We start from the raw sequence: 23,595 nt of genomic DNA on the forward strand, positions 1-23,595 counted from the left end.
TCAGTACCGGCTGTTACGGCTGCGCCTTTCTCTTGAGTGGATCCGCCATTTTTGTGACCAATCGCATAGTTGGTCATGAGGGTGGATTCAGTCAGCGAACCGCCACCGGCTGGCCTTCAGCAGGCTGCCAGCCACCACCCAGCGCCCTGAATGCCGCCACCGCGGCCCGTGCCGATTCTGTACGTGCTTGCGCCCGTGCGTCGGAGACCTGCAGCAGCGTCGCGTCGGCATTGAGGACGTCGATCAGGCTGGCGGTGCCTTTTTGATAAGCAATGAACGAAGATTGGCGGGCCTGTGTCAGCGAGGTTTCGCCCTGGGTGAGGGTGTTCGCCTGGGATTCTCGATTCACCAGCGCGGAGAAGGCGTTCTCGACGTCCTCGGTGGCGCGCAGTGCGGATTGGCGATAAGCCGCCAGCGCTTCGGCTTCCTGCCCCTTGGCCTGGTCGATTTGCGCATTGATGCGGCCAAAGTCGAAGAGTCTCCAGCGCAGCCCCAGCGCGCCCGCCGCCTGGCTGGCATCGCCGGTGAAAAGGTTGCCGGCGGAAACTGCCGTGGCACTGCCCAGCAACGCGCTAAGGGAAAATTTCGGGTAGTACTCGGCGATGGCCTCGCCGATACGCGCATTGGAGGCAGCCAAACGACGCTCGGCCACGATCAGGTCTGGCCGGCGGCGCAATAGATCGGCAGGGGCCCCCATGGTCGTTATCTGTGGCGCCAAAGGGATGCTCCGTCCATTTGCCAACTGCCCGCGATAGGTGCCGGGCGACGTGCCGAGCATGACATCCAGGGCGTTCATGGCCGCGTCCAGTCCTGTCTGCAGCACGGGCGTCGTCGCCTGGACCTGCGAGAGGGTGCCCTCGACCTGATGAACCTGATAGCTGGCCGCAAGGCCCTTGCTGTAGAGCAGTTGGACTTTCTCCAACAGGTCCTGCTGTGTCTTGACTTGTCGGTTGGCAATGTCCAGCCGCGCCTGCAATCCCCGGGCAGTGATGTAGAGGTCGGCAGTCTGTGCGGCGACGGCCAGGCGTGTGGCCGTGACACCTGCTTCGCTGGCCTGGTACTCGGCCAACGCCGCTTCGCGTCCGCGGCGCAGGCCGCCAAAGAGGTCCATTTCCCAACTGGCGCCCAGGTTGAGCTCGTAGGCGCTGCCGTAGCGATCGTAGCCTGGTGTCGAGTCCAGCACTTGGCCCAGTGGCGTTTCCACGGATTGATACGCGCGTGCAGCCTGGCCGTTGATGTTTCCAGAGGGCAATAACGCCGCATTGGCAGCCCCCAGGCCGGCCCGCGCCTGGATGACACGGGCCGATGCCTGCGCCAGGTCCAGGTTCTGCTCGAGCGCCTTGGCAATCAGGTCGCTGAGCACTGGATCGGCAAAACCTTCCCACCATGTAGCCAGGCTGGCCGGCGTCGCTGCGGCCCTTTGCTCGACAGAGGCCTGGCCCAGGTAGCGATGGGTGAGCGCAGTGTCTGGACGTTGATAATCCGGACCGACAGTGCAGCCTGCCATCATGCTGAAGCTCACCAACCAAGCAGCGGGGCGTAGGGGCGACATTGGGATTCCTGAAGTCGTGGATGATTTGTGACCATATTATATTGTGGTCACTTTCTGTCAATGAGCACTCAGGGAGCAAACTTTGTAATGTGACTGAATAAAGGTTACGGGGGAGATTGATTAGGGTGTGAATCGGATTGTGACCATTGACAGTAATGGTCACGAGACTGAGAATGCGGCTATCTGTCCTCATTTGCCAAAAAGGGAACCTATGCGCCGGCTCCGACCTGTCACCTTTGCCGCTTGCTTGTTGCCGCTCGTCCTGACGGCGTGTGGCGATTCCTCCACCACCCAAGACCCGCGCACACTTGCCCCGTTGGTGCGGGTCGCCCAAGTTCAGGGTTCGTCCGACGCCACGCGTTCTTTTACTGGCGTGGTGGCCGCTCGTGTCCAAAGTGACCTGGGCTTCCGGGTACCGGGAAAGGTGCTCGAACGTTTGGTCGATACCGGGCAGGCGGTAAAACGCGGTCAGCCGCTCATGCGCCTCGATCCCATCGACCTGGGGTTGCAAGCCCGAGCCCAGCAAGAAGCAGTCGCTGCCGCCCGGGCCCGGGCCAAGCAGACCGCCGATGACGAGGCGCGCTATCGCGATCTGGTCGCCGCAGGCGCTATTTCCGCATCGGGTTACGACCAGATCAAAGCCGCCGCCGACACCGCCAAGGCCCAACTCAGCGCCGCGCAGGCCCAGGCTGACGTCGCCCGGAACGCATCGGGTTATGCGGTGCTGCTCGCCGATGCCGACGGTGTCGTGATGGACACGCTGGCCGAACCCGGGCAAGTCGTCAGCCCCGGGCAAACCGTGGTTCGACTGGCGCGGGCCGGTCAGCGTGAAGCGGTTGTGCAGTTGCCTGAGACCCTGCGACCTGCCGCAGGCGCCACCGCCCAGGCGACGCTTTATGGCGCTAGCACGGGTGCCGTCACCGCAAAGCTGAGGCTGCTGTCGGATTCGGCCGACCGCGTGACGCGCACTTTCGAGGCCCGGTATGTGCTGGAGGGAGCGTTGGCGAATGCACCGCTGGGGGCGACCGTTACGCTGCGCATCGCTGAAGGCTCCGCGCAACGGCAGGCGCTGCAAGTGCCGATAGCCGCTATTTATGATTCGGGTAAAGGTACCGGCGTATGGAGCATTGACGGCGAACCGGCGAAAGTCATCTGGCGACCTGTGCAAGTCCTGGGTCTGAGCGACGACGCCGCGCGCGTCACCGGCGATCTCAACGTGGGCGAGCGCATTGTCGGGCTCGGCGCCCATCTGCTGCGCGAGGGTGAAGAAGTGCGGCTGGCGCAACCGGGTGACGTGAAGGTTGCCGGGGGCCGTCCATGAGCCTCAACCTGTCGGCGCTCGCCGTTCGCGAGCGATCCATTACCGTGTTTCTGATTTTCCTGATCGCCGTCGCGGGGACCTTGGCGTTCTTCCAGTTGGGGCGCGCCGAGGACCCACCGTTTACGGTCAAGCAGTTGACCGTCATCACCGCATGGCCGGGCGCAACCGCCCAGGAAATGCAGGACCAGGTCGCCGAGCCGCTTGAAAAACGCTTGCAGGAATTGAAGTGGTACGACCGCACGGAAACCTACACCCGTCCAGGCCTGGCCTTCACCATGGTGTCGCTGGTCGATCGCACGCCACCTTCCCAGGTACAAGAGGAGTTCTATCAGGCGCGCAAAAAGCTCCAGGACGAAGCGCTCAAGTTGCCGGCCGGCGTCATTGGGCCAATGGTCAATGACGAGTTTTCCGATGTGACGTTCGCGCTGTTCGCCCTGAAAGCCAAGGGCGAGCCGCAGCGATTGCTGGTGCGTGATGCCGAAGCGTTGCGCCAGCGCCTGCTGCACGTGGCGGGGGTGAAAAAAGTCAACATCATCGGTGAGCGGGCCGAGCGTATCTTTATTTCCTTCTCCCATGATCGGCTGGCCACCCTGGGCGTCTCGCCCCAGGATATCTTCGCGGCATTGAACAGCCAGAACGCGCTCACGCCCGCCGGCTCGATCGAAACCAATGGACCGCAGGTCTTCCTTCGGGTCGACGGCGCGTTCGATAAATTAGCGAAAATTCGCGACACGCCCCTGGCGATTCAAGGGCGCACGCTCAAGCTCTCGGATGTGGCGACCGTCGAGCGTGGCTACGAGGATCCAGCCACGTTCCTGGTGCGCAACAACGGTGAAGACGCGCTGTTGCTGGGCGTCGTGATGCGTGAAGGCTGGAACGGCCTGGACCTGGGCAAGACCCTGGATGCGGAGACGACCAGGATCAACCAAGACATGCCCTTGGGCATGACCCTCACCAAAGTCACCGACCAGTCGGTGAACATCGACTCGGCCGTCGGCGAATTCATGGTCAAATTCTTCGTCGCGTTGCTGGTGGTGATGATCGTCTGCTTTCTCAGCATGGGTTGGCGTGTGGGGGTGGTGGTCGCGGCGGCGGTGCCATTGACGTTGGCCGTGGTGTTCGTGGTCATGGCGGCCACCGGCAAGAATTTTGACCGCATCACACTGGGGTCACTGATCCTGGCGCTCGGGTTGTTGGTGGATGATGCCATCATCGCCATCGAAATGATGGTGGTGAAGATGGAGGAGGGCTACGACCGAATCAAGGCCTCCGCCTATGCCTGGAGCCATACGGCCGCGCCGATGTTGTCCGGTACGTTGGTGACAGCGATCGGATTCATGCCCAACGGTTTCGCCCAATCGACCGCCGGCGAGTACACCAGCAACATGTTCTGGATCGTCGGTATCGCTCTGATCGCGTCCTGGGTGGTGGCGGTAGCGTTCACCCCTTACCTGGGGGTGAAGATGTTGCCGGACATCAAGCAGGTCGAGGGTGGCCACGCAGCCATCTATAACACTCGCCACTACAATCGTTTTCGCCAGGTCCTGACCCGGGTCATCGCGCGCAAATGGTGGGTGGCCGGCACAGTGGTCACGACATTCATCGTGGCGATTCTCGGCATGGGCCTGGTGAAGAAACAGTTCTTCCCGACCTCCGATCGCCCGGAGGTGCTGATCGAAGTGCAAATGCCTTATGGCACTTCCATCGAGCAGACCAGCGCCACCACCGCCAAGGTCGAGGCCTGGTTGCAAAAACAGGACGAGGCGAAAATTGTCACGGCCTACATCGGCCAGGGTGCGCCACGTTTCTACCTGGCGATGGCGCCGGAACTGCCCGATCCGTCATTCGCCAAGATCGTCGTGTTGACCGACAGCCAGGAAGCGCGCGAGACCCTCAAGTTCCGCCTTCGCGAGGCGGCAGCCGAGGGGCTTGCCCCGGAGGCGCGCATCCGCGTGACGCAACTGGTGTTCGGCCCGTATTCACCGTATCCGGTTGCCTACCGGGTGATGGGACCGGATCCGTCGAAGTTGCGCGAGATCGCGGCGCAGGTCCAGGGCGTCATGCAGGCGAGCCCGTTGATGCGGACCGTCAATACCGATTGGGGGCCACTGACGCCGACGTTGCATTTCACCCTGGACCAGGACCGCTTGCAGGCGGTAGGCCTGACGTCCAATGCGGTCGCGCAGCAATTGCAGTTCCTGCTGGCGGGGGTGCCGATCACGGCGGTTCGCGAGGACATCCGCTCGGTGCAGGTGGTCGGTCGCGCGGCCGGTGATATTCGCCTCGATCCGGCGAGGATCGAGGGCTTTACCCTGGTGGGTGCGGCGGGTCAGCGTATTCCGCTGTCCCAGGTGGGCGAGGTCGATGTGCGCATGGAGGATCCGATTCTTCGTCGTCGTGACCGCACCCCGACCATGACCGTGCGCGGCGACATTGCCGAAGGCTTGCAGCCACCGGACGTATCGAGCGCGATCATCAAGGCCCTGCAGCCGATCATCGACACCCTGCCGAGCGGCTATCGGATCGAGCAGGCAGGCGCCATCGAGGAGTCGGGCAAGGCCGGCAAGGCGATCGTGCCGCTGGTGCCAATCATGGTGGCCCTGACCCTGCTGATCATCATCGTGCAGGTGCGTTCGATCTCGGCCATGATTATGGTGTTCCTCACCGCGCCCCTGGGTTTGATTGGGGTGGTGCCGACGTTGCTGATCTTCCAGCAGCCGTTCGGGATCAACGCCCTGGTGGGCCTGATCGCGCTCTCGGGCATCCTGATGCGCAACACGCTGATCCTGATCGGGCAGATCCATCACAACAAACAAGAGGGGCTGGAACCCTTCCATGCGGTCATCGAAGCCACGGTGCAACGGGCGCGCCCGGTCCTGCTGACAGCGTTGGCGGCCATCCTGGCCTTTATCCCGCTAACGCACTCGGTGTTCTGGGGCACGTTGGCCTACACGCTGATCGGCGGCACGTTTGTCGGCACCGTCATGACGTTGGTGTTCCTGCCGGCGATGTACGCCATCTGGTTCAAGATCCGTCCTGACGCGCCAGCGCACACCCCGGCAGCACCGTTGGCGTAAGCCAGCCATTCAATGAACGTCGACTGAGCAAATGAAGAGGTTTCAAATGATGACTTCCCAAGGGCAAAAACGCATCGTCGTCACTGGCGTGGGCATTGTCGGCCCGCTGGGTTGTGGCGTGGAAGAAGTCTGGCCGCGCTTGCTGGCTGGGCGCTCCGGCATTCGTCTCCTGTCTGGCGATATCACCGAGGGGACGGGCGTGGCCGTGGGCGGCCAGGTGCCGTCGTTGGAAGAAGACCCCATCGCCGGCTACGACCCCGAGCGCATCATCCCCGCCAAGGATCGCAAGAAAATGGATCGCTTCATTGAGTTCGCCCTGGTGGCGGCCGAAGAAGCGTTGCAACAGGCGGGCTGGCAACCGACCGATGCCCACGACCAGGAGCGGACGGCGACGATCATTGCTTCGGGCGTGGGTGGCTTTGGCGCAATTGCCGGTGCGGTCCGCACCACTGATGAGCGAGGTCCGCGCCGATTGTCACCGTTCACTGCGCCGGCCTTTCTCGCCAACATGGCGGCCGGGCACGTGTCCATCCGTCACGGTTTCAAAGGCCCGCTCGGTGCGCCGGTCACCGCCTGTGCGGCGGGGGTGCAGGCCATTGGCGATGCGGCCAGGCTCATCCGCAGCGGCGAGGCGGATGTCGCCATATGCGGCGGGACGGAAGCCGCGATAGATCGAGTGACCCTGGGGTGTTTTGCCGCCGCTCGCGCGCTATCCACCGGTTTTGCCGAGCGCCCGCAGGAGGCCTCGCGGCCTTTCGATCGAGATCGCGACGGCTTTGTCATGGCCGAGGGGGCAGGGCTGCTGGTGATCGAGTCGCTGGAACACGCCCTTGCCCGCGGCGCCAAGCCGTTGGCGGAGTTGGTCGGTTACGGCACCAGCGCCGATGCCTACCACCTGACCGCCGGCCCGGAAGATGGCAACGGCGCCCGGCGCGCGATGGAGCAGGCGTTGCGCCAGGCCGGGGTCAGCCCCACAGACGTGCAGCATATCAATGCCCATGCGACGTCCACCCAGGTTGGCGACAATGGTGAGCTGGCGGCGATTCGCTCGGTGTTCGGGCGCGGCTCCGATGTGGCGATCACCTCCACCAAGTCGGCCACTGGGCATCTGTTGGGGGCGGCGGGTGGTATCGAGGCTATTTTTACGGTGTTGGCGCTTCGGGACCAGATTGTTCCGCCGACCTTGAACCTGGTTCATCCTGACGAGGGGGCTGCGGGGCTTGATCTGGTTGGTCTTTGTGCCAGGGAGATGCCGATTACCCATGCGCTTTCCAATGGGTTTGGGTTTGGTGGGGTTAATGCCAGTGTGTTGTTTCGTCGTTGGGAGGCGTGAGGGTTTAGGGGAGACTGTGTGTATATCCGTTATTTCGGTCACGGCGGCTTAGGGTTCCGCCCTTACGGCGGGTCACTTTTGGAAAAGCGCCAAAAGTAACCAAAAGCGCTTTGCCCCACCACTCGGTGCCTCGCTAGGGCTCGGCATGCCCTCACTCCGGCATTGCTCCGTGGGCCGCCGCGAAGGGCCATCCATGGCCCAGCGCGGCTATCCCGGCATCCATGCCGGGATGCCCACTGCGCAATGCCTGCGTTCGGCCAGCGTGGTTAACGGGGCGCTCAGATCAAGATCAAGATCAAAGTCCAAAGCAAAAGCAAGAACAAGAGCAGGGCACAGGCCGGCATCTATGTGGCTGGGCTACCGATATCGCGAGCAAGCTCGCTCCCACATCGGATTTTCGGCAGCCACAAAATGCACATGCGCCGCAGAACCCTGTGGGAGCGAGCCTGCTCGCGAAGAGGCCGGCCCATCCAACATCACTGCAAACTGACACACCGCCTTCGCGTGCAAGCTCGCTCCCACAGGACAAACACAGTCCCATCAAGAACCAGGTCGGCTATCAGGCCGCCTCAGGGAGGACATTGATCTCGGGCGCCCACGCCGCACGGCCTACCCGCCAATTTTCCCTTAAGAACCACACAAGCATGCCGATACAACGCGGTAGATTCGATTGCGCGGGCGCCCTAGCGGGATCCCGCCGAAAGATATCCCAGGCGTTCGCACGCCTATGCCCATGTGATTTTTCAGGTTTGACCAGCATCGGACCTCAGGTGATAAACCATGTCAGCCCACGCCAGGACCGAACTGGAAGGCGCCCTTGCCGTCTGCAAGGGGAGTTTTCTTTCCGTTGGTTTTTTCAGTTTTTTCGTCAACTTGCTGATGCTCGTTCCTTCGTTCTACATGCTGCAGGTGTATGACCGCGCGGTAGGCAGCGCCAGCGTGTCGACGCTGTTGATGCTGACGCTGATCATGTTGCTGTTGATGATCACCATGGGGGGCTTGGAGTGGGTCCGTTCGCGGATCATGGTGCGGATCAGTACGCGTCTGGATACGCTGCTGAGCCAGCGTCTGTTCGATGCCAGTTTCAAGCAGGCGCTCAATACCAGTGGCCTGAATGCCACGGCCCAGCCTTTGAGCGACCTGAACGGCTTACGCCAGTTCCTGACGGGCAACGGCCTGTTCGCGTTTTTCGACGTGCCGTGGATTCCGATCTACCTCGCGGTCATGTTCATGTTCCATCCCTGGTACGGCTGGATGGGAATCGTCAGTGCCGTGTTGCTGGGGGCGCTGGCCTTCGCCAATGAAAAGCTCACCCATGCGCCGCTGCAGGCGGCCAACCGTGAACAGATGGCAGCCACTGCGCTCACCCACAAAAGCTTGCGCAATGCCGAAGTGGTGGAATCCATGGGCATGCTTGCCAGCCTGCGCCAGCACTGGAGCGGGCGAACCCATAAGATTCTTGCCCTGCAAAGCCTGGCCAGCGACCGCGCCGCGACCATGACCTCGGTGTCCAGGACGTTCCGGCAAATCGTTCAGTCGCTGGTGCTGGGCCTGGGCGCCTATTTGACGATCAATCACGAGATTTCGTCCGGACTGATGATTGCCGGCTCGATTCTGCTAGGGCGTGCGTTGGCGCCCATCGATCAGTTGATCGGCGTATGGAAAGGCTTCCTGGGCGCCCGTTCGCAATACGCCCGGTTGCACGAATTGCTGCTCAAGGTGGCCGCCGAGCCTGAGCGCATGCCGCTGCCGGCCCCTGAAGGGGCGATTCGCGTCGAGGGCCTCTCGGCGGGGGCCCCGGACGCGCGCAAACCGATTATTCGCGGCGTGAATTTCCAGGTGAGCGCAGGCGAGGTGGTGGGCATCATTGGTCCCAGCGGTGCGGGGAAGTCGACCCTCGCCAGGGCATTGCTGGGCGTTTGGCCAAGCCTGGCCGGCACCGTGCGCCTGGACGGTGCGGACATCAGCCAATGGCGTCGGGAGGAGTTGGGCCAGTACATCGGTTATCTGCCCCAGGACATCGAACTCTTCGAAGGCTCGATCAGCCAGAACATTTCCCGCTTTGGCACGGTGAACGCACCGGCCGTGGTCGCCGCCGCGCGCATGGCGGGAGTCCATGAGTTGATTCTGCAACTGCCCGATGGCTACGACACCTTGATCGGTGCCAATGGCGGTGGATTGTCCGGCGGCCAGCGACAACGTATCGGCCTGGCCCGCGCCTTGTACGGCGAACCGCGCCTGGTGGTGCTCGATGAGCCGAACTCCAACCTGGATGATGCCGGCGAAAAAATGCTCGCCGAGGCGCTGCAAAAGCTCAGGCAGAGCAGGGCCACGGTGTTTGTCATTACCCATCGATCCGGGGTGCTGGCGCAGGTGGACAAACTGCTGGTGCTCAATCAAGGCGAACTGAGTCTGTTCGGGCCGCGGGACCAGGTCCTGGCACGCCTGCGAGACGCAACACCCGCGGCCCGCCAGGCTGCCGCGATTCAACCGTAGGAAACGGATGAGCCATTTCATGCAAAACACTCAACACTCATCCGCCGCGTTGCCCGTCGATGACAGGCCGATACGCCGCGTCGGCTACCTCATGCTGCTGGTCACCTTTGGCCTGTTCGGTGGCTGGGCGGCGTTGGCCCCGCTCGACAGCTCGGCACTCGCGCCGGGCGTGGTCACGGTCAAAAGTTACCGCAAGACGGTGCAGCATCTGGAAGGTGGCATTGTGCGCGAACTGCGGGTGCACGACGGAGATCTGGTGAAAATCGGCGATGTGCTGTTGGTGCTCGACAATACCCAGGCACGTTCGGAAATGGAAACGACCCGCAGCCAGTTGATCGCCGCGCTCCAATTGCAGGCCCGGTTGGAGGCTGAACGTGACGCGCTGCCCGAACCTGTGGCGGTGCCGACCCTGGACCTCGCGGACCCGCGGGTACAAGAAGCCCGCGACAGTGAAGCGCGAATTTTCCAGACTCGACGGACCTCGTTGCTGGGCGAAATCGGCTTGCAAGAGACGACCATCGGACAAATCGAGGAACAGGTCCGCGGATTCAAGGCCATCATCGCCAGCAAACAGATGCTGGCCGCCTCCTATCAAGAGGAAATAGTCGACTTGCGGGCACTGCTTGCCGAAGGCTACGTGGACAAACAGCGCCTGCGCGAGCAGGAGCGCAGCCTCGCTCGCCTGCAAACCGAAATCGCTGAAAGCCAGTCCGAGATCGCGCAAGCGCGGGTCCATGTCGACGAGGCGAAGTTGAAGATCCTGCAGTTGAAGAAGGCCTTCGCCAGCGAGGTCGCCGGCCTGCTGGGTGATGCGCGGACCAAGGTGTACGAATTGCGCGAGCGATTGGCAACCCTGCAGGACCGCGATCAGCGTACCGATATTCTCGCGCCGGAGTCCGGAATGGTCATGGGCATGACCGTCCACACCCTGGGTGCCGTGGTCAGCCCGGGCACCGCGCTGCTGGACATCGTCCCGGCCAACGAGGAGCTGATCGTCGAGGCCCAAGTGTCGCCGATGGACATCGACCGCATTGCTTTGGGCAAGTTGGCGGACATTCGCTTCAGCGCATTCAAGAGCAGCACCACGCCCGTCATCGAGGGTCGGTTGGTGCAGATTTCCGCTGACCGCCTGATCAACAAGGACACTGGCGCAGCCTATTACCTGGCACGTGTGGCCCTGACGGACAAAGGGCGCCAGACGCTGGGCAACCTTACCCTGGTGCCGGGCATGCCGGTCGAAGTGCTGGTCAATACGGGCGCGCGGACGCTGTTGCAATATTTGATACAGCCGGCGAGCAACGTGTTCGCGCGTTCGTTGATCGAGGACTGAAATGAAGTGCTTGATCATGATGTGCCTGGCCCTCGTGCCGTTGGGAGTCCTCGCTGACGACACTTATGTCGACCTGTGGCAGTTGCACCAGGAAGCGCAGGGGGCCGATCCGCGCGTCCTGCGGGCACAAGCCCTGACCCGCAGCGGCGAGGGCAAGGAACGCGCAGCCTTTGGCCAATTGCTGCCGCAGCTAAATGCCAGCAGCAGCCTCAACCGCAGTCGGCGCGACGATGACCTGAACCGTATCCAGTACAACGGCAAGCGCATGGCCGTGGTGCTCAACCAGGTGATCTATGACCCGCAGGTCTGGCGCAGTTACCAGAAGTACATCGAGTTGACCCGGCAGAGTGGCTATGAGTCCGACGATACCCGGGTGCAGGCCAGCATTGATCTGTCCGAGCGCTACTTCGCCGTGCTTGCGGCGGAAGACGAATTGTCGCTGGTGCGCAGCGAACTGGAGGCGACCGAGCGTAACCTCAAGCGCGTCAAGGCCTTGTACGCCCGGCAGATGGCGATGGTCACCGACGCATTGGATCTTGAAGCGCGGGTGGACGCGCTCAAGGCTGACGAGATCGAAGCCAGCAACAAGGTCCTGGTCAGTCGTGAGGCCATCTCTGAACTGGTGGGGCGCGATGTCAGCGAGCGATTCAAGCGCATTGGCGACAATCCAGCCTTCAGTCTGCCGGCGCAAGCACAAGACGATTGGGTGCAGGCGGCGCTGGACAGCAACCCGGCGTTGCACGCCCGCGAGCACAGTGTCCGCGCCGCCGAGGCGGCTATAGCTGAAAACAAGGCGGGGCATCTGCCTCGGCTGGGGCTGAACTTGACGGCGCAACGCAGTGACATCGGCTATGAAGGCGCCGTGACGCCGCGCTCGGACAACCTCGTTGCTTCCCTGGACTTGCAAATGCCGCTCTACAGCGGCGGTTCTACCCGTGCACGGGTATCGAGTTCCGAAAGTGACAAGGAAGTCGCCCAGCAAGAACTGGAAGCCTTGCGACGCCAGGTCATCAAGGAAACCCGCACTGCTTATCTTGGCATGACGGCCGAACTCAGTCGGATCAAGGCAACGCGTCGCGCGCTGGAATCGGCTGGAAAGTCACGGATAGCCACGGAAAAAGCCTTCGGCTACGGCGTCAAGAATGCGGTCGATGTGCTCGATAGCATCAAGGAAGAGTTTCGTGCACGGCGTGATTTCTATCAGTCCCAATACAAGTTCGTGACCAGTTTGCTGGTATTGCATCGCTGGAGCGGGCGATTGGGAGATGGTGACATTCGCAAGGCCAATGAGTGGCTGGTTGCGCCAGCGTCGGTGGATTAAGAAAGAAAAAATAGTGGCCAAGTGATGTCATCTCCGCTGTTCTGATGCAAAATAACCTCTATGTAGCGGCCGCATCCAGGAAGGTCCGCAGATAGCTCACAGGAAACATACATGCCCAGTCCATTAGGTTACTCATCCATTTCGTACGCAAAGCTGACCGGCAACGCACAGGTCAATAGCTTGCTCTATGGCACTTTTTGGGCTGGCAGCTTGAGCACCACGTCCTTGACGTACAGCTTCCTGACCACGAGTTCATATTTCGCCAGCAACTACAGCAGCGACGATGAATACGAGGCTGGCTACGTCCTTTCGTCGGCGCAGAAGAATGGCATTGTCAGTGCGCTAGGCACATGGAGTTCGGTTGCCAACATCAAATTCCAGCAGGTGAGCGAGACGGCCAGCAACGTCGGTGATTTGCGGTTCGGCGGTTATCTGTACATGGACGATGACACCGCTGCCTGGGGCTATTTCCCGGGCAACACCCCCAGCGCGGGTGATGTCTGGCTGGGCCCCGTCACGAACAATCCGGCTCCCGCCAAGGGCACTTATGACTACCTGGTCTTTATGCATGAGATTGGCCACGCCCTGGGCCTCAAGCATCCGTTCTCGACAAGTGCGTCGAATTCCAGCGTGCTGGCCGCTCAGTTCGACGACGTCCGCTACACGATCATGAGTTACAACACCGCGTACGCCTACGAGCCCACCACGCCCATGTTGTTGGACATTGCCGCTATCCAGAGTCTCTATGGCGCTAACACCCAGTGGCAGACGGGTAATAACACCTACAGCTGGGCTGTCGGCCGATCGGTTTTCGAGACGATCTGGGACGCAGGCGGCGTTGACACGATCGATGCAAGCAATCAGTTGGCCGCGGTCCGCATCAACCTGAATGAAGGCCAGTTCAGCAAGATCGGCCAAGCGTTTCTAAACCTCAACACCCAGACGGCCTTCAACGAAGGCTTGGCGATCGCCTACGGTGCCAAAATTGAAAACGCAGTCGGCTCGGCCAATGACGACACGTTGATCGGCAACGCCTTGGCCAACGTTCTGAACGGTCGCGCGGGCAAGGATACGATGATCGGCGGGGCTGGCAACGACACTTATGTCGTCGAGAACATCGGTGACAGGGTGCAGGAAAGCAGCACGTTGGCCAGCGAAACCGATGCCGTCATCTCGTCGGTCAGTTATGTCCTGGGTGCCAATATCGAGACGTTGACGCTGGGCGCAAGCACCAATCTCAACGGTACGGGCAACTCGTTGAACAACCGCATAAACGGCAACGCCGGGGCCAATACCCTGGACGGCGGCAGCGGTATCGATACCTTGATGGGGGGCGCCGGTAATGACACTTACGTGGTCGACAACTTAAAGGATGTCGTCAGCGAAACCAGTGCCCTGGCCAGCGAAATCGACACCGTGCGTTCTTCGGTGAGCTGGACGCTGGGTGCCAACCTGGAGAACCTGATCCTGGCCGGTTCCGCCCACGTTAACGGCAATGGCAATGCCCTGGCCAATGTGCTGACCGGTAACGCCGGCAACAACGTGCTGAACGGTGGAGCCGGACGGGACACATTAATCGGTGGCGCGGGAAATGACATCTATGTGCTTGATCGGGTAGATGAACTGGCTTTGGTACAAGAGCGTGTCAGCCAGGGTAGCGACGGCTTGATCCTGACTTACGCCGCGAGTTCGTCGAGCAGCGTCCTTAACCTGAACCTGACCAATCTTCGCAACGTCGAAAATGTCGTCCTGAGCGGCACCGGGGCATTCACGGTGGTTGGCAACGACTTGAGCAACAGCCTGTTGGGCAACGCCTCCGTGAATAACCTTCAGGGCGGGGCGGGCAACGATGTCCTCAATGGTGGCGCGGGTACCGATACCTTGATTGGTGGTATTGGCAATGACACCTACGTGGTCGACAACCTCAAGGATGTCATCAGCGAAACCAGCACCCTGGCCGCTGAAATCGATACCGTGCGTTCCTCGCTGAATTGGAGCCTTGGCGCCAACCTGGAGAACCTCACGCTGGCTGGCAGCGCCCACCTCAATGGCAGCGGCAACGCCTTGAACAACGTGCTGACCGGCAACACCGGCAACAATGTGCTGAGCGGTGGGGCAGGCAGCGATACGTTGAACGGCAGCAGCGGTATCGACACCCTTGTTGGCGGCACTGGTAACGACACCTACGTGGTCGACAATCTCAAGGATATCGTCAGCGAAACCAGCACCCTGGCCGGAGAAATCGATACGGTGCGCTCCTCGGTGACCTGGACCTTGGGAGCGAATCTGGAAACTCTGATCCTGACCGGCTCGGCCCTGCTCAACGGCACCGGCAACGCCTTGGGCAACGTGCTGATCGGCAACGTCAGCAATAACGTGCTGAGCGGTGGGGCAGGCAGCGACACACTGGATGGCGGCAGCGGTATCGATACGCTTGTTGGCGGTACCGGCAACGACACTTACGTCGTCGACAACCTCAAGGATATCGTCAGTGAGACCACTGTCGTGGGCAGTGAAATCGACACCGTACGCGCCTCGTTGAACTGGGCCCTGGGCGCCAACCTGGAAAACCTTGTCCTGACCGGTTCCGCGCACCTCAATGGCACCGGCAATACCCTGAACAATGTGCTGACCGGTAACGCCGGCAACAACGTGCTCAACGGTGGAGCCGGGCGGGACACGCTGATCGGCGGTGCGGGGAATGACACCTACGTGCTCGATCGGGCCGATGAGTTGGCGTTGGTGCAAGAAAGTATCGATCCGGGCCGCGACAGCCTGACGCTCACCTATGCCGCGAGTTCGTCGAGCAGCATCGTCAACCTGAACCTGAGCAATCTGCGCAACGTCGAAAATGTCGTCCTTAGCGGCACCGGGGTATTCACGGTGGTTGGCAACGACCTGAGCAACAGTCTGGTGGGCAATGCCTCCGTGAATAACCTTCAGGGTGGGGCGGGCAACGATGCCCTTGATGGCGGTGCAGGTACCGACACGTTGATTGGCGGCCTTGGCAATGACACTTACGTGGTCGACAACCTCAAGGATGTCATCAGCGAAACCAGCCCCCTGGCCGGTGAAATCGACACCGTACGTTCCTCACTGAACTGGAGTCTGGGCGCCAATCTGGAGAACCTCACGCTGACCGGCAGCGCCCACCTTAATGGCAGCGGCAACGCCCTCAACAACGTGCTGATCGGCAACACCGGCAACAACGTATTGAGTGGCGGCGCAGGCAACGACAAACTGGATGGCAGCAGCGGTATCGATACGCTTGTTGGCGGTACCGGCAATGACATCTATGTGATTGACAACGCTCAGGATGTCGTTAGGGAAACCAGCACCCTGGTCAGCGAAATCGATACGGTGGTTTCGTCTGAGAGCTGGTTCCTGGGGGACAATCTGGAAAACCTCACGCTGACGGGTACTGCCTTCATGGGCATTGGCAACAACCTGGACAACGTGTTGATCGGCAACGCCAGAAATAACTCGCTGAGCGGTGGTGCAGGCAATGACACACTGATCGGCGGCCTGGGCGGTGACAACCTCAGCGGCGGAGCCGGAGCCGACCGATTTGTGTTCAACACGCTGAGCGATCTTGGCAATGATTTTGACCGTGACTACATTTCCGACTTCAGTAGCTTGCAGGGCGACAAGCTGGATCTGTCGAAACTGGATGCCAATCTCCTGACCGCGTTTGCCGACACGTTCAGCTTCATCGATTCGAATGGCTTCACCGCAGCAGGACAACTGCGCTTCGTCGACCAGGTGCTGTACGGCAACGTCAATGGTGATCTGGGCGCGGACTTTGAAATCCGGCTGGCGGGTGTCAATACCCTCAATGCCAACGATCTGATCGCTTGATGAAGCGGTTTCGGGCCCTGTGAAAAAGAGGGCCCTTGATCGCTGAGTGCGGCGCCTGATCTTATTAATGTCGACCAACATCAAAAACATTGACTGTTACGATGATGATCATCATCATAAGCCTGCCAGTCGATGAAGCGCGCTGATGTCGGATCCTTGGACACCACAGTTGCGATCTTCTGACCGGATACCTCGATAACCGGAAGGAAACTCATGATGATCAATAAACCCGTTGCGTTGGTGACTGGCGCTTCATCCGGCATCGGAGAAGCCATCGCCCATAAGCTCGTTGCGGCAGGCTACAACGTCTATGGCACCAGCCGGCGAGGCGCGCGTGCCGGCCACCAGGGCTTTCCACTGCTGATGCTGGACGTCACCGACGATGCCAGCGTCGAAGCGGCCATCCAGGAGCTGTTTCGATTGGAGGGGCGGATCGATCTGCTAGTCAACAACGCCGGCTTTGGCATTGCGCCCGCAGCGGCGGAAGAGAGCTCAATCGAGCAGGCCAAGGCCCTTTTCGATACCAACTTCCTCGGCATCGTACGCACGACTCGTGCGGTGGTGCCGCATATGCGACGCCAGGGTGTTGGACGCATCATCAACATTGGCTCCATCCTCGGCGTCGTGCCTGTTCCTTATGCCGCGCTCTATTCGGCCAGCAAGCACGCGGTGGAAGGTTATTCCCAGGCGCTGGATCACGAGTTGCGTACACACGGCATCAGGGTCACGGTGGTCGAGCCCGGCTATACCAAGACCCAATTCGAGAACAACAACCTCCAGCCCGACGCCAAGCTCGACGTGTACGCGGACATTCGGATAAAAGTGACCAAAGTGGTGAACCAGGCCATGGCGACCGCCGACGGTCCCGACGTGGTGGCCAATGTGGTGCTCCAGGCCGCGCGCGCCGCACGGCCGAAGTTGCGCTATACCGCTGGCAAGGCGGCTGGTCAGTTGCAGTTCCTGCGCAGCTTTGCTCCGGCGCGCTTGCTGGACTCGGGTATCCGCAAGGCGCTGCAGCTCGAAACCAAATGGCCGTCCCAGGCACACTGATGCTAACGGTTGTTGCTCCTGTTGCATTGCAGGGCAGCGCTGACGATCGGTTTGAACAACAGGATAAAAAACATGACATTCAAGGCGCTGCTCACGAGTAAGACCGGCGAAGCGATCTCGACGCAACTGGTCGACTTCAAAGACGAGGACCTGATGGCCGGTGACGTCACCGTTGCGATTGAGTTCTCGACCGTGAACTACAAGGACGCCATGGCCCTGAGCGGGCGCTCGCCGGTCATACGCCAGTTTCCACTGATTCCGGGCATCGACTTCGCCGGAATCGTCGAAACGTCCAGCCACCCGAGCTTCGAGGCTGGCGACCGCGTGCTGGTCAACGGTTGGGGGCTGAGCCAGACCCACCATGGCGGCTTTGCGCAGAGGGCACGGGTAAGCGGCGACTGGCTGGTGAAGATCCCGCAGGTATTCTCCACCCGCGAAGCCATGGCCATCGGCACCGCTGGCTACACGGCGATGCTCAGCGTGTTGGCGTTGGAGCAAGGCGGGCTGACCCCGGATCGGGGCGATATCCTGGTCACTGGCGCCAGCGGTGGCGCCGGCTCGGTGGCCATCGCGCTGCTGTCGGGCCTGGGTTATCGAGTGGTTGCCTCAACCGGGCGTCAAGAGGAAGCCGATTATTTGTACGGCCTCGGCGCGACGCAGGTCATCGACCGCAACACCTTGTCCCAGGCGGGGGCACCGATCGGCAAGGAACGCTGGGCCGGCGTCATTGATTCGGTGGGTAGCCACACCCTCGCCAATGCCCTGGCGCAAACCCAATACCGTGGCGTTGTCGCTGCCTTCGGCCTGGCCCAGGGCGCGGATCTGCCGGGCTCGGTGCTGCCATTTATCCTGCGCAACGTGACCCTGGCCGGTATCGATTCGGTCAATGCTCCACAAGCGGTGCGCTTGCGAGCCTGGTCGCGACTTGCCCAGGACCTGGATTTGAGCAAATTGGCCCGCACCACCCAAGTGGTTGGCCTGGCAGAGGTTCCGGCTGTTGCCGGTCGGGTGTTGGAAGGCAAGGTGCGCGGACGCACGGTTGTGGACGTCAACGCATGAACAACGCTTCCCGCGCTTTCCGTTACCTGGCGACCGTTTCGGCGCTGTTGTTTTTTGCCTTGGCGGCCATCTGGTTGTTCGCCCCGGCCACGTTGCTGGCCAACTGGGGCGTGGTCTTCGACGGCGGTGTCACGGGGTTGGTAGGCCGGCGCGCGGCACCGCTCTATGCAGGCATCGGGGTTGCGCTGCTGTTGGCGCGCAATGCGCCGCCCTCGCCAGGACGCACCGCCGTGGTGGCGGGGTTCGTCACCACGTGCCTGCTGCTTGCGCTGTTGGGGCTGGGCGAGTGGGCCGTGGGCCATGTCGAGGCGGGCATCTTGCCGGCGGTGCTGGTGGAAGTTGCCCTGGCGCTGGGATTCTTGTTCGTCGTTCGTGCCGAGGGCAGGGCGAAGGCTCATGGGTAAAACCCCTGCGGATGACGCTAAGCACCACAACGTACTGGCATCCTCTTCCAACGCCTCATCAAATCACAGCATGCGACGCAGGACATCGTTTCGAGGGTCGCGGTCATAAAACCGGTGCTTGAGGGCGCCGGCGACGTGCAACAGGATCAGGCCGAGCAGGGTATAGGCGAGCACTTTGTGCAGCCACTGGAAGACGACGAACCAGTCGTCATTCTTGCCCAGCAGCTCCGGAAGGTTCACCCCAAAGAAAAACACGCCGTCGCTCATCGTGTAGGTGCTCGACATCGAGTAGCCCATCAACGGCACGATCACCAGTAGCGCGTACAGCGTACGGTGCGCAAGTCGTGAGGAAACCCGCTCATAGCGCGCCAGCGTCTCCGGCGGTTGCGGCAGCCTGGCCGTTTTCACCCTCAGGGCGATCTGGACCAGGACCACCAGGAATGCCAGCACACCAAAGGATTTGTGCCACGGGTAGTAGAGTTCATATTTGCTCGCCACTTCGTCATCGAGCCCCGTCATGTGCCAGCCCGCCCAGAGGAGGCCGGCGATGAGCACGGCGCGCACCCAGTGCAAAATCCGCAGGGACGTCGGATACCGATCGATTATTGTTTGATTTGCCGGATTCATCGCGGTCTCTCCATCCATCATCAAGGCATCGAAAATGCGCGGTTGAACGGCCACCCTCTACGGCACAGCGGCTTGGAAGGTGGCCGGGTCAATGCGGGTTATTTTGAGCTGGGCAGCAGTACGGTAATGACCTTTTCCTCGGTGTAGGCCAGCGCGCCGCTGAATCCGCCTTCTCGGCCAATGCCGCTGGCCTTGACGCCGCCCCAGGGCAGGTTGGCGTCCAGTGGGCTCCAGCAGTTGATGCCTACGGCACCGGCCTTGATTGCCGCCGCGACGCGGTGCGCTCGCGCCAGGTCGCTGGTCCAGACCGTGGCCGCGAGGCCGTAGGAGGAGTCGTTGGCCAAGGAGATCGCCTCATCCTCGCTGTCGAACGTGATCACCGTGCCGACGGGGCCGAAGATCTCGTCCCGGGCGATCGCCATGTCATTGCGGGCGTTGGCGAAGATCGTCGGCCGGACAAACCAGCCTTGTTCGGGGTTCGATACACCGCCGGCCAGCAGGGTCGCACCTTGGTCGATGCCCAATTGGATGTAACGGTTGACGCGATCCAATTGCGCTTTCTTGGCCACCGGCCCCATCTGCACGCCCGCTTGGCGAGGGTCGCCCACCTTGACGGCGCGCGCGGCATCGGCCAGCGCGGCGGCGAAGCGATCGGCGAGATTGCGTTGGACCAGGATGCGCGAGCCGGCCGCGCAGACCTGGCCCTGGTTGGCGAACAGGCCGAGGGTGCAGCCGAACAGCGCGTCGTCGAAGGAGGCATCGTCGAAGACGATCTGCGGGCTCTTGCCGCCCAGCTCCAGGGCCACGCGCTTGAACAGCACGCCGGCGGTGCGCTGGATCTCGCGGCCGGCTTCAGGGCTGCCGGTGAAGCTGATCTTGTCGACATGGGGATGTTCGCACAGGGCACGACCCACCTCGTTGCCGTAGCCGGTCACGACGTTGATCACGCCGTCAGGGAAACCCGCTTCCTGGGCCAGCGTCGCCAGGTGCAAGGCCGACTGGGGTGTCTCTTCCGACGGTTTGATGACCACGGTGCAGCCCGCCGCGAGCAGAGCGGCGAGCTTCCAGACGGTGATCATCAGCGGTGAATTCCAGGGAACGATGGCGCCGACCACCCCCACGGGTTCCCGCACCGTGTATGAAAGGGACTGGGTGCCGAAGTAGCCGCCGGAGGGAATGGTCCGCCCCTCGAGCTGGTTGGCCCAGCCGGAGGAGGCGCGCAGGTTGGCGACCGCATTGGGCACGTCCAGCCGGCGTGGTTCGATCGGCGAGCGGCCGATGGCGTCGGCGTCCATATCGGCCAGCACGTCGGTGTCGCGCTCCACCAGATCCGCCAGTTTCGACAGCAGTCGAGCGCGCTGGGCGCCGTCAAACTGGCTCCAGGCGCCACGTTCGAGCTGGTTGCGTGCGGCCGCCACGGCACGGTCCACGTCTTCAGCGGTGCCTTGGGCGCAACTGCCGTAGACCTGTTCTGTGACCGGGTTGACAAGGTTGATGCGGCGCCCGTCAGAGGCTTCGAAGGACGTACCGGCGATGAAGTGTTTTAAATGCTTAGTCATTTTTGGAGTCCATGGGGTGATGGGCAGCGTCGAGACATCTCACGCCTCGAGGGCGTCCAGGGCGTCGCCGAAGATGTCCAGTGCCTTGAAGAACAGTGCCCGTGAAATCGTCAGCGAAGGCATGACCCGCATCACGTTGCTGTAGCGCCCGCAGGGAATCATCAGCACGCCGTGGCTGAGCAGGTAACCCATGAGCTGGCCGATCTTTTCCGGTGCCAGTGGCGCCTTGGTGGTCGGGTCCGAGACCAGCTCGATGCCGATCATCAGGCCGCGACCGCGGACCTCGCCGACCAACGGGCTGCCGAAGCCACGGATACGCTCCTGCGCTTCCAGCCCCAGTGTGTGAGCGCGGTTGAGCAGATCGAGCTCCGGGTCCTGGAGGATGCTGATGTTGGTCAATGCCACTGCAGCGGATAACGAGTTGGCGGCGAAGGTGTTGGGCATCGATCCGTCCGGAATCGCCGCCGCCAGGTCCGAACGCATGATCAGGCCGGCCATGGGCAAGTCGCTGCCGATACCCTTGCCGAACGTGAGCATGTCGGGCTTCACGCCGGAATGCTCGACCGCCCACATTTTGCCGGTACGCCCCGCACCGGACTGCACTTCATCGACGATCAGCAGTGCACCGCTGCGGTCGCAGGCCTTGCGCAGCAGTTGCAGGAATTCTGGCGAGGGGGGAACGTAGCCGCCTTCGCCTTGCACCGGCTCCACGATCACGGCAGCCACGTCGTCGGCGGCGGTGTAGGGGGTGTTCAGCAGGTAATCCACGTACTCACCGGCGATCTGCTCGGCGCTTTTGTGGGTGGTGTCGAAGGGGAAGCGATAGGCATAAGGGTAGGGCGCGTGAATGACGCCACCCATCTGGGCCCCGTAGCCCTTGCGGTAAGCCGTGCCTGTGGTGAGGGCGCCAGACGCGTTCCACACGCCGTGGTAGCCACCGTGGAAGGCGATGATCTGGTGCCGCCCGGTGACGCGCTTGGCAAACTTGATGGCCGCCTCCAGCGCATCGCTACCGCTTTGGGTGAAGAACGTGATGCAGTCGCCGCGCAAGCCGTCGGGTGCGATCTCGGAGAGCTTGGCGGCCAATTCGGTGCGCCGGGTGCTGTTGACTTCCAGGGCATGCATCAGCACTTCGGACTGTTCGCGAATGGCCTGCACCACCTTCGGGTGGCAGCGACCCACGCTGCTGACGCCCACGCCCGCGGACAGGTCGATGTAGGTGTTGCCATCGGCGTCCTTGAAGGTCGCGCCGAACGCCCGGTCCATGGCCACCGGCATGCGTCCGCCTCCGCGCGCCATCGACTCGGTACGCGCCGACAGCGCCAGGGCCTCGGTGGTCTTGGGGCCGGGAATGGTGGAGGTTATCCGCGGGGCGTCCGCGAAATGGAGGGATTCAAGTTTGGCTTCACTCATGACGGTCTCTCAGGATGTCGGTTTCAATGTCTCGATCATCCTCGTGGCCCGTTCCTGGCCGGTAGCCCGAATCGGCACATTGGGAGGCTGCCGCATCCCTTCCTTTCGAAGATCTGGCGGTCATAAAAGAAAATTTGCAGAATTCTCTTAATATGAGAATATCGGTCGTGAAGGCGATCTAAAAACAAGAATATTGGCCGAGGCTTTCGTCATCATGAAAAACCTGAACATCAGCCACTTCCACGACATCCATGTCCACGCAGCCACCGTCCAGGAGTGGAGCCAGGACTACAACCAGCTGACCGCTGGTTCGGCTGAGAGCTCACTGATCCAGTTGACGACGCCGCGCTGCCACGTCTTTCGCGAGCAGATCAACCAGCGTGTCGTGCAGCACGGCGTGGCTCCTCGGGGCAAGATGTGCTTCGCCGTACCGATCACGGTCCCGGGTACGATCCGGATGCAAGGGCGGGAAGTGGACGACAGCAGCCTGTTCTTTCTTCATGGTGGCGAGGAGTTCCTGTTCCACATGCCGATGGGCATGGAGCTGCTGGCGATCACCTTCGAGCGTGAGTTGTTCGAGCAAGCGTTGGCGCAAACCGCGTCGGCCAAGGAAATCGGTCAGTTGTTACGCCAGCCGGTGATCAGGCTTCCCACCCAACGCTACGCCGGGGCTCGCCGTCGAATGCTGGCGGCGTTCTCCCAGGCGCTCTTGAGCGAAGAACTCGACAACGCACAAGACCGGGAAATGGCACTGGAGCAGACCATGCTCGACGAATTGCTCCAGTTGATGACCGACCCCGCCTGCGACAAGCACCAGCGCGCGCCCAGCTCCACGCGCAGTTACATTGTCGAAAAATGTCACCGCCTGGCGACCGCGCAATCGAACAACGTGCCCAGCGTGGATGAGTTGTGCCAGCGACTCCAGGTGAGTCGCCGTACCGTGCAGAACAGCTTCCGTTCGGTGACCGAGACGACGCCGGTCAATTACCTGCGCTCTGTAAGGCTCAACGGTGTGCGCCGAACCTTGATGTCCACCCCAGCGGCGCATCTCTCCATTGGCGATGCCGCAGCCCAGTGGGGCTTCTTTCACCTCAGCCATTTTGCGGCCGAGTACCAGGCGCTGTTCGCCGAGCTGCCATCCCAGACCACGCGTGCTGCCATCGGCGGTTGTGCGCTTGCTTGAGCATTTGCCTGC

15 protein-coding genes are annotated in these 23,595 nt (G+C 61.8%); 11 read left to right on the plus strand and 4 right to left on the minus strand.

The window, feature by feature from the left end:
* Positions 1 to 91: 91 nt before the first annotated feature.
* The gene (locus tag J3P88_RS15865; protein WP_434570101.1) at positions 92 to 1,552 is read right to left on the minus strand and encodes an efflux transporter outer membrane subunit; all 1,461 of its coding nucleotides are present in this window, start codon (positions 1,550 to 1,552) and stop codon (positions 92 to 94) included.
* 211 nt (positions 1,553 to 1,763) lie between these two features.
* Between J3P88_RS15865 and J3P88_RS15870 the strand changes: the two genes are divergently transcribed.
* From J3P88_RS15870 to J3P88_RS15915, 10 genes are all read left to right on the plus strand, one after another.
* Positions 1,764 to 2,873, plus strand: a complete 1,110-nt coding sequence (locus J3P88_RS15870; protein WP_434570103.1) for an efflux RND transporter periplasmic adaptor subunit — start codon at positions 1,764 to 1,766, stop codon at positions 2,871 to 2,873.
* A complete protein-coding gene (locus J3P88_RS15875; RefSeq protein WP_434570105.1) occupies positions 2,870 to 5,950 on the plus strand; it encodes an efflux RND transporter permease subunit in 3,081 nt (1,026 codons plus the stop codon). The genes J3P88_RS15870 and J3P88_RS15875 overlap by 4 nt, the downstream gene beginning before the upstream one ends.
* A 46-nt stretch (positions 5,951 to 5,996) precedes the next feature.
* Complete coding sequence (fabF, locus tag J3P88_RS15880) at positions 5,997 to 7,283, plus strand: beta-ketoacyl-ACP synthase II (RefSeq protein WP_434570107.1); 1,287 nt, start codon at positions 5,997 to 5,999, stop codon at positions 7,281 to 7,283.
* Between the two features lie 780 nt (positions 7,284 to 8,063).
* Positions 8,064 to 9,779 (plus strand): type I secretion system permease/ATPase, encoded by a 1,716-nt coding sequence (locus tag J3P88_RS15885; protein ID WP_434570109.1) that lies wholly within the window; start codon positions 8,064 to 8,066, stop codon positions 9,777 to 9,779.
* Positions 9,780 to 9,798: 19 nt separating this feature from the next.
* Positions 9,799 to 11,109 (plus strand): HlyD family type I secretion periplasmic adaptor subunit, encoded by a 1,311-nt coding sequence (locus tag J3P88_RS15890; RefSeq protein WP_434570111.1) that lies wholly within the window; start codon positions 9,799 to 9,801, stop codon positions 11,107 to 11,109.
* 1 nt (position 11,110) lies between these two features.
* Complete coding sequence (locus tag J3P88_RS15895) at positions 11,111 to 12,430, plus strand: TolC family protein (RefSeq protein ID WP_434570113.1); 1,320 nt, start codon at positions 11,111 to 11,113, stop codon at positions 12,428 to 12,430.
* A gap of 111 nt (positions 12,431 to 12,541) precedes the next feature.
* Positions 12,542 to 16,288, plus strand: a complete 3,747-nt coding sequence (locus tag J3P88_RS15900; RefSeq protein ID WP_434570115.1) for a M10 family metallopeptidase C-terminal domain-containing protein — start codon at positions 12,542 to 12,544, stop codon at positions 16,286 to 16,288.
* A gap of 216 nt (positions 16,289 to 16,504) precedes the next feature.
* Entirely contained in the window at positions 16,505 to 17,338 is an 834-nt protein-coding gene (locus J3P88_RS15905) for an oxidoreductase (RefSeq protein WP_434576484.1), read from the plus strand.
* Between the two features lie 72 nt (positions 17,339 to 17,410).
* A complete protein-coding gene (gene acuI / locus J3P88_RS15910) occupies positions 17,411 to 18,397 on the plus strand; it encodes an acrylyl-CoA reductase (NADPH) (RefSeq protein ID WP_434570117.1) in 987 nt (328 codons plus the stop codon).
* Positions 18,394 to 18,801 (plus strand): hypothetical protein, encoded by a 408-nt coding sequence (locus J3P88_RS15915; protein WP_434570119.1) that lies wholly within the window; start codon positions 18,394 to 18,396, stop codon positions 18,799 to 18,801. Before acuI ends, J3P88_RS15915 begins: the two co-directional genes overlap by 4 nt.
* Positions 18,802 to 18,864: 63 nt before the next feature.
* On the opposite strand, the gene J3P88_RS15920 is transcribed toward J3P88_RS15915, so the two are convergent.
* The 3 genes from J3P88_RS15920 to J3P88_RS15930 form a co-directional block, all read right to left on the minus strand.
* Entirely contained in the window at positions 18,865 to 19,428 is a 564-nt protein-coding gene (locus J3P88_RS15920; RefSeq protein WP_434570121.1) for a cytochrome b, read from the minus strand.
* A gap of 98 nt (positions 19,429 to 19,526) precedes the next feature.
* A complete protein-coding gene (locus tag J3P88_RS15925; protein WP_434570123.1) occupies positions 19,527 to 20,987 on the minus strand; it encodes an aldehyde dehydrogenase family protein in 1,461 nt (486 codons plus the stop codon).
* A 39-nt stretch (positions 20,988 to 21,026) separates the two neighbouring features.
* Entirely contained in the window at positions 21,027 to 22,400 is a 1,374-nt protein-coding gene (locus J3P88_RS15930; protein WP_186706735.1) for an aspartate aminotransferase family protein, read from the minus strand.
* Positions 22,401 to 22,614: 214 nt separating this feature from the next.
* Between J3P88_RS15930 and J3P88_RS15935 the strand changes: the two genes are divergently transcribed.
* Positions 22,615 to 23,583, plus strand: coding sequence for a helix-turn-helix domain-containing protein (locus tag J3P88_RS15935; protein WP_434570126.1), 969 nt, complete (start codon positions 22,615 to 22,617; stop codon positions 23,581 to 23,583).
* Positions 23,584 to 23,595 lie beyond the last annotated feature (12 nt).

The sequence above is a fragment of the Pseudomonas sp. Z3-6 genome (assembly GCF_051131985.1).
In the GTDB taxonomy this organism is placed as follows: domain Bacteria; phylum Pseudomonadota; class Gammaproteobacteria; order Pseudomonadales; family Pseudomonadaceae; genus Aquipseudomonas; species Aquipseudomonas zanjanensis.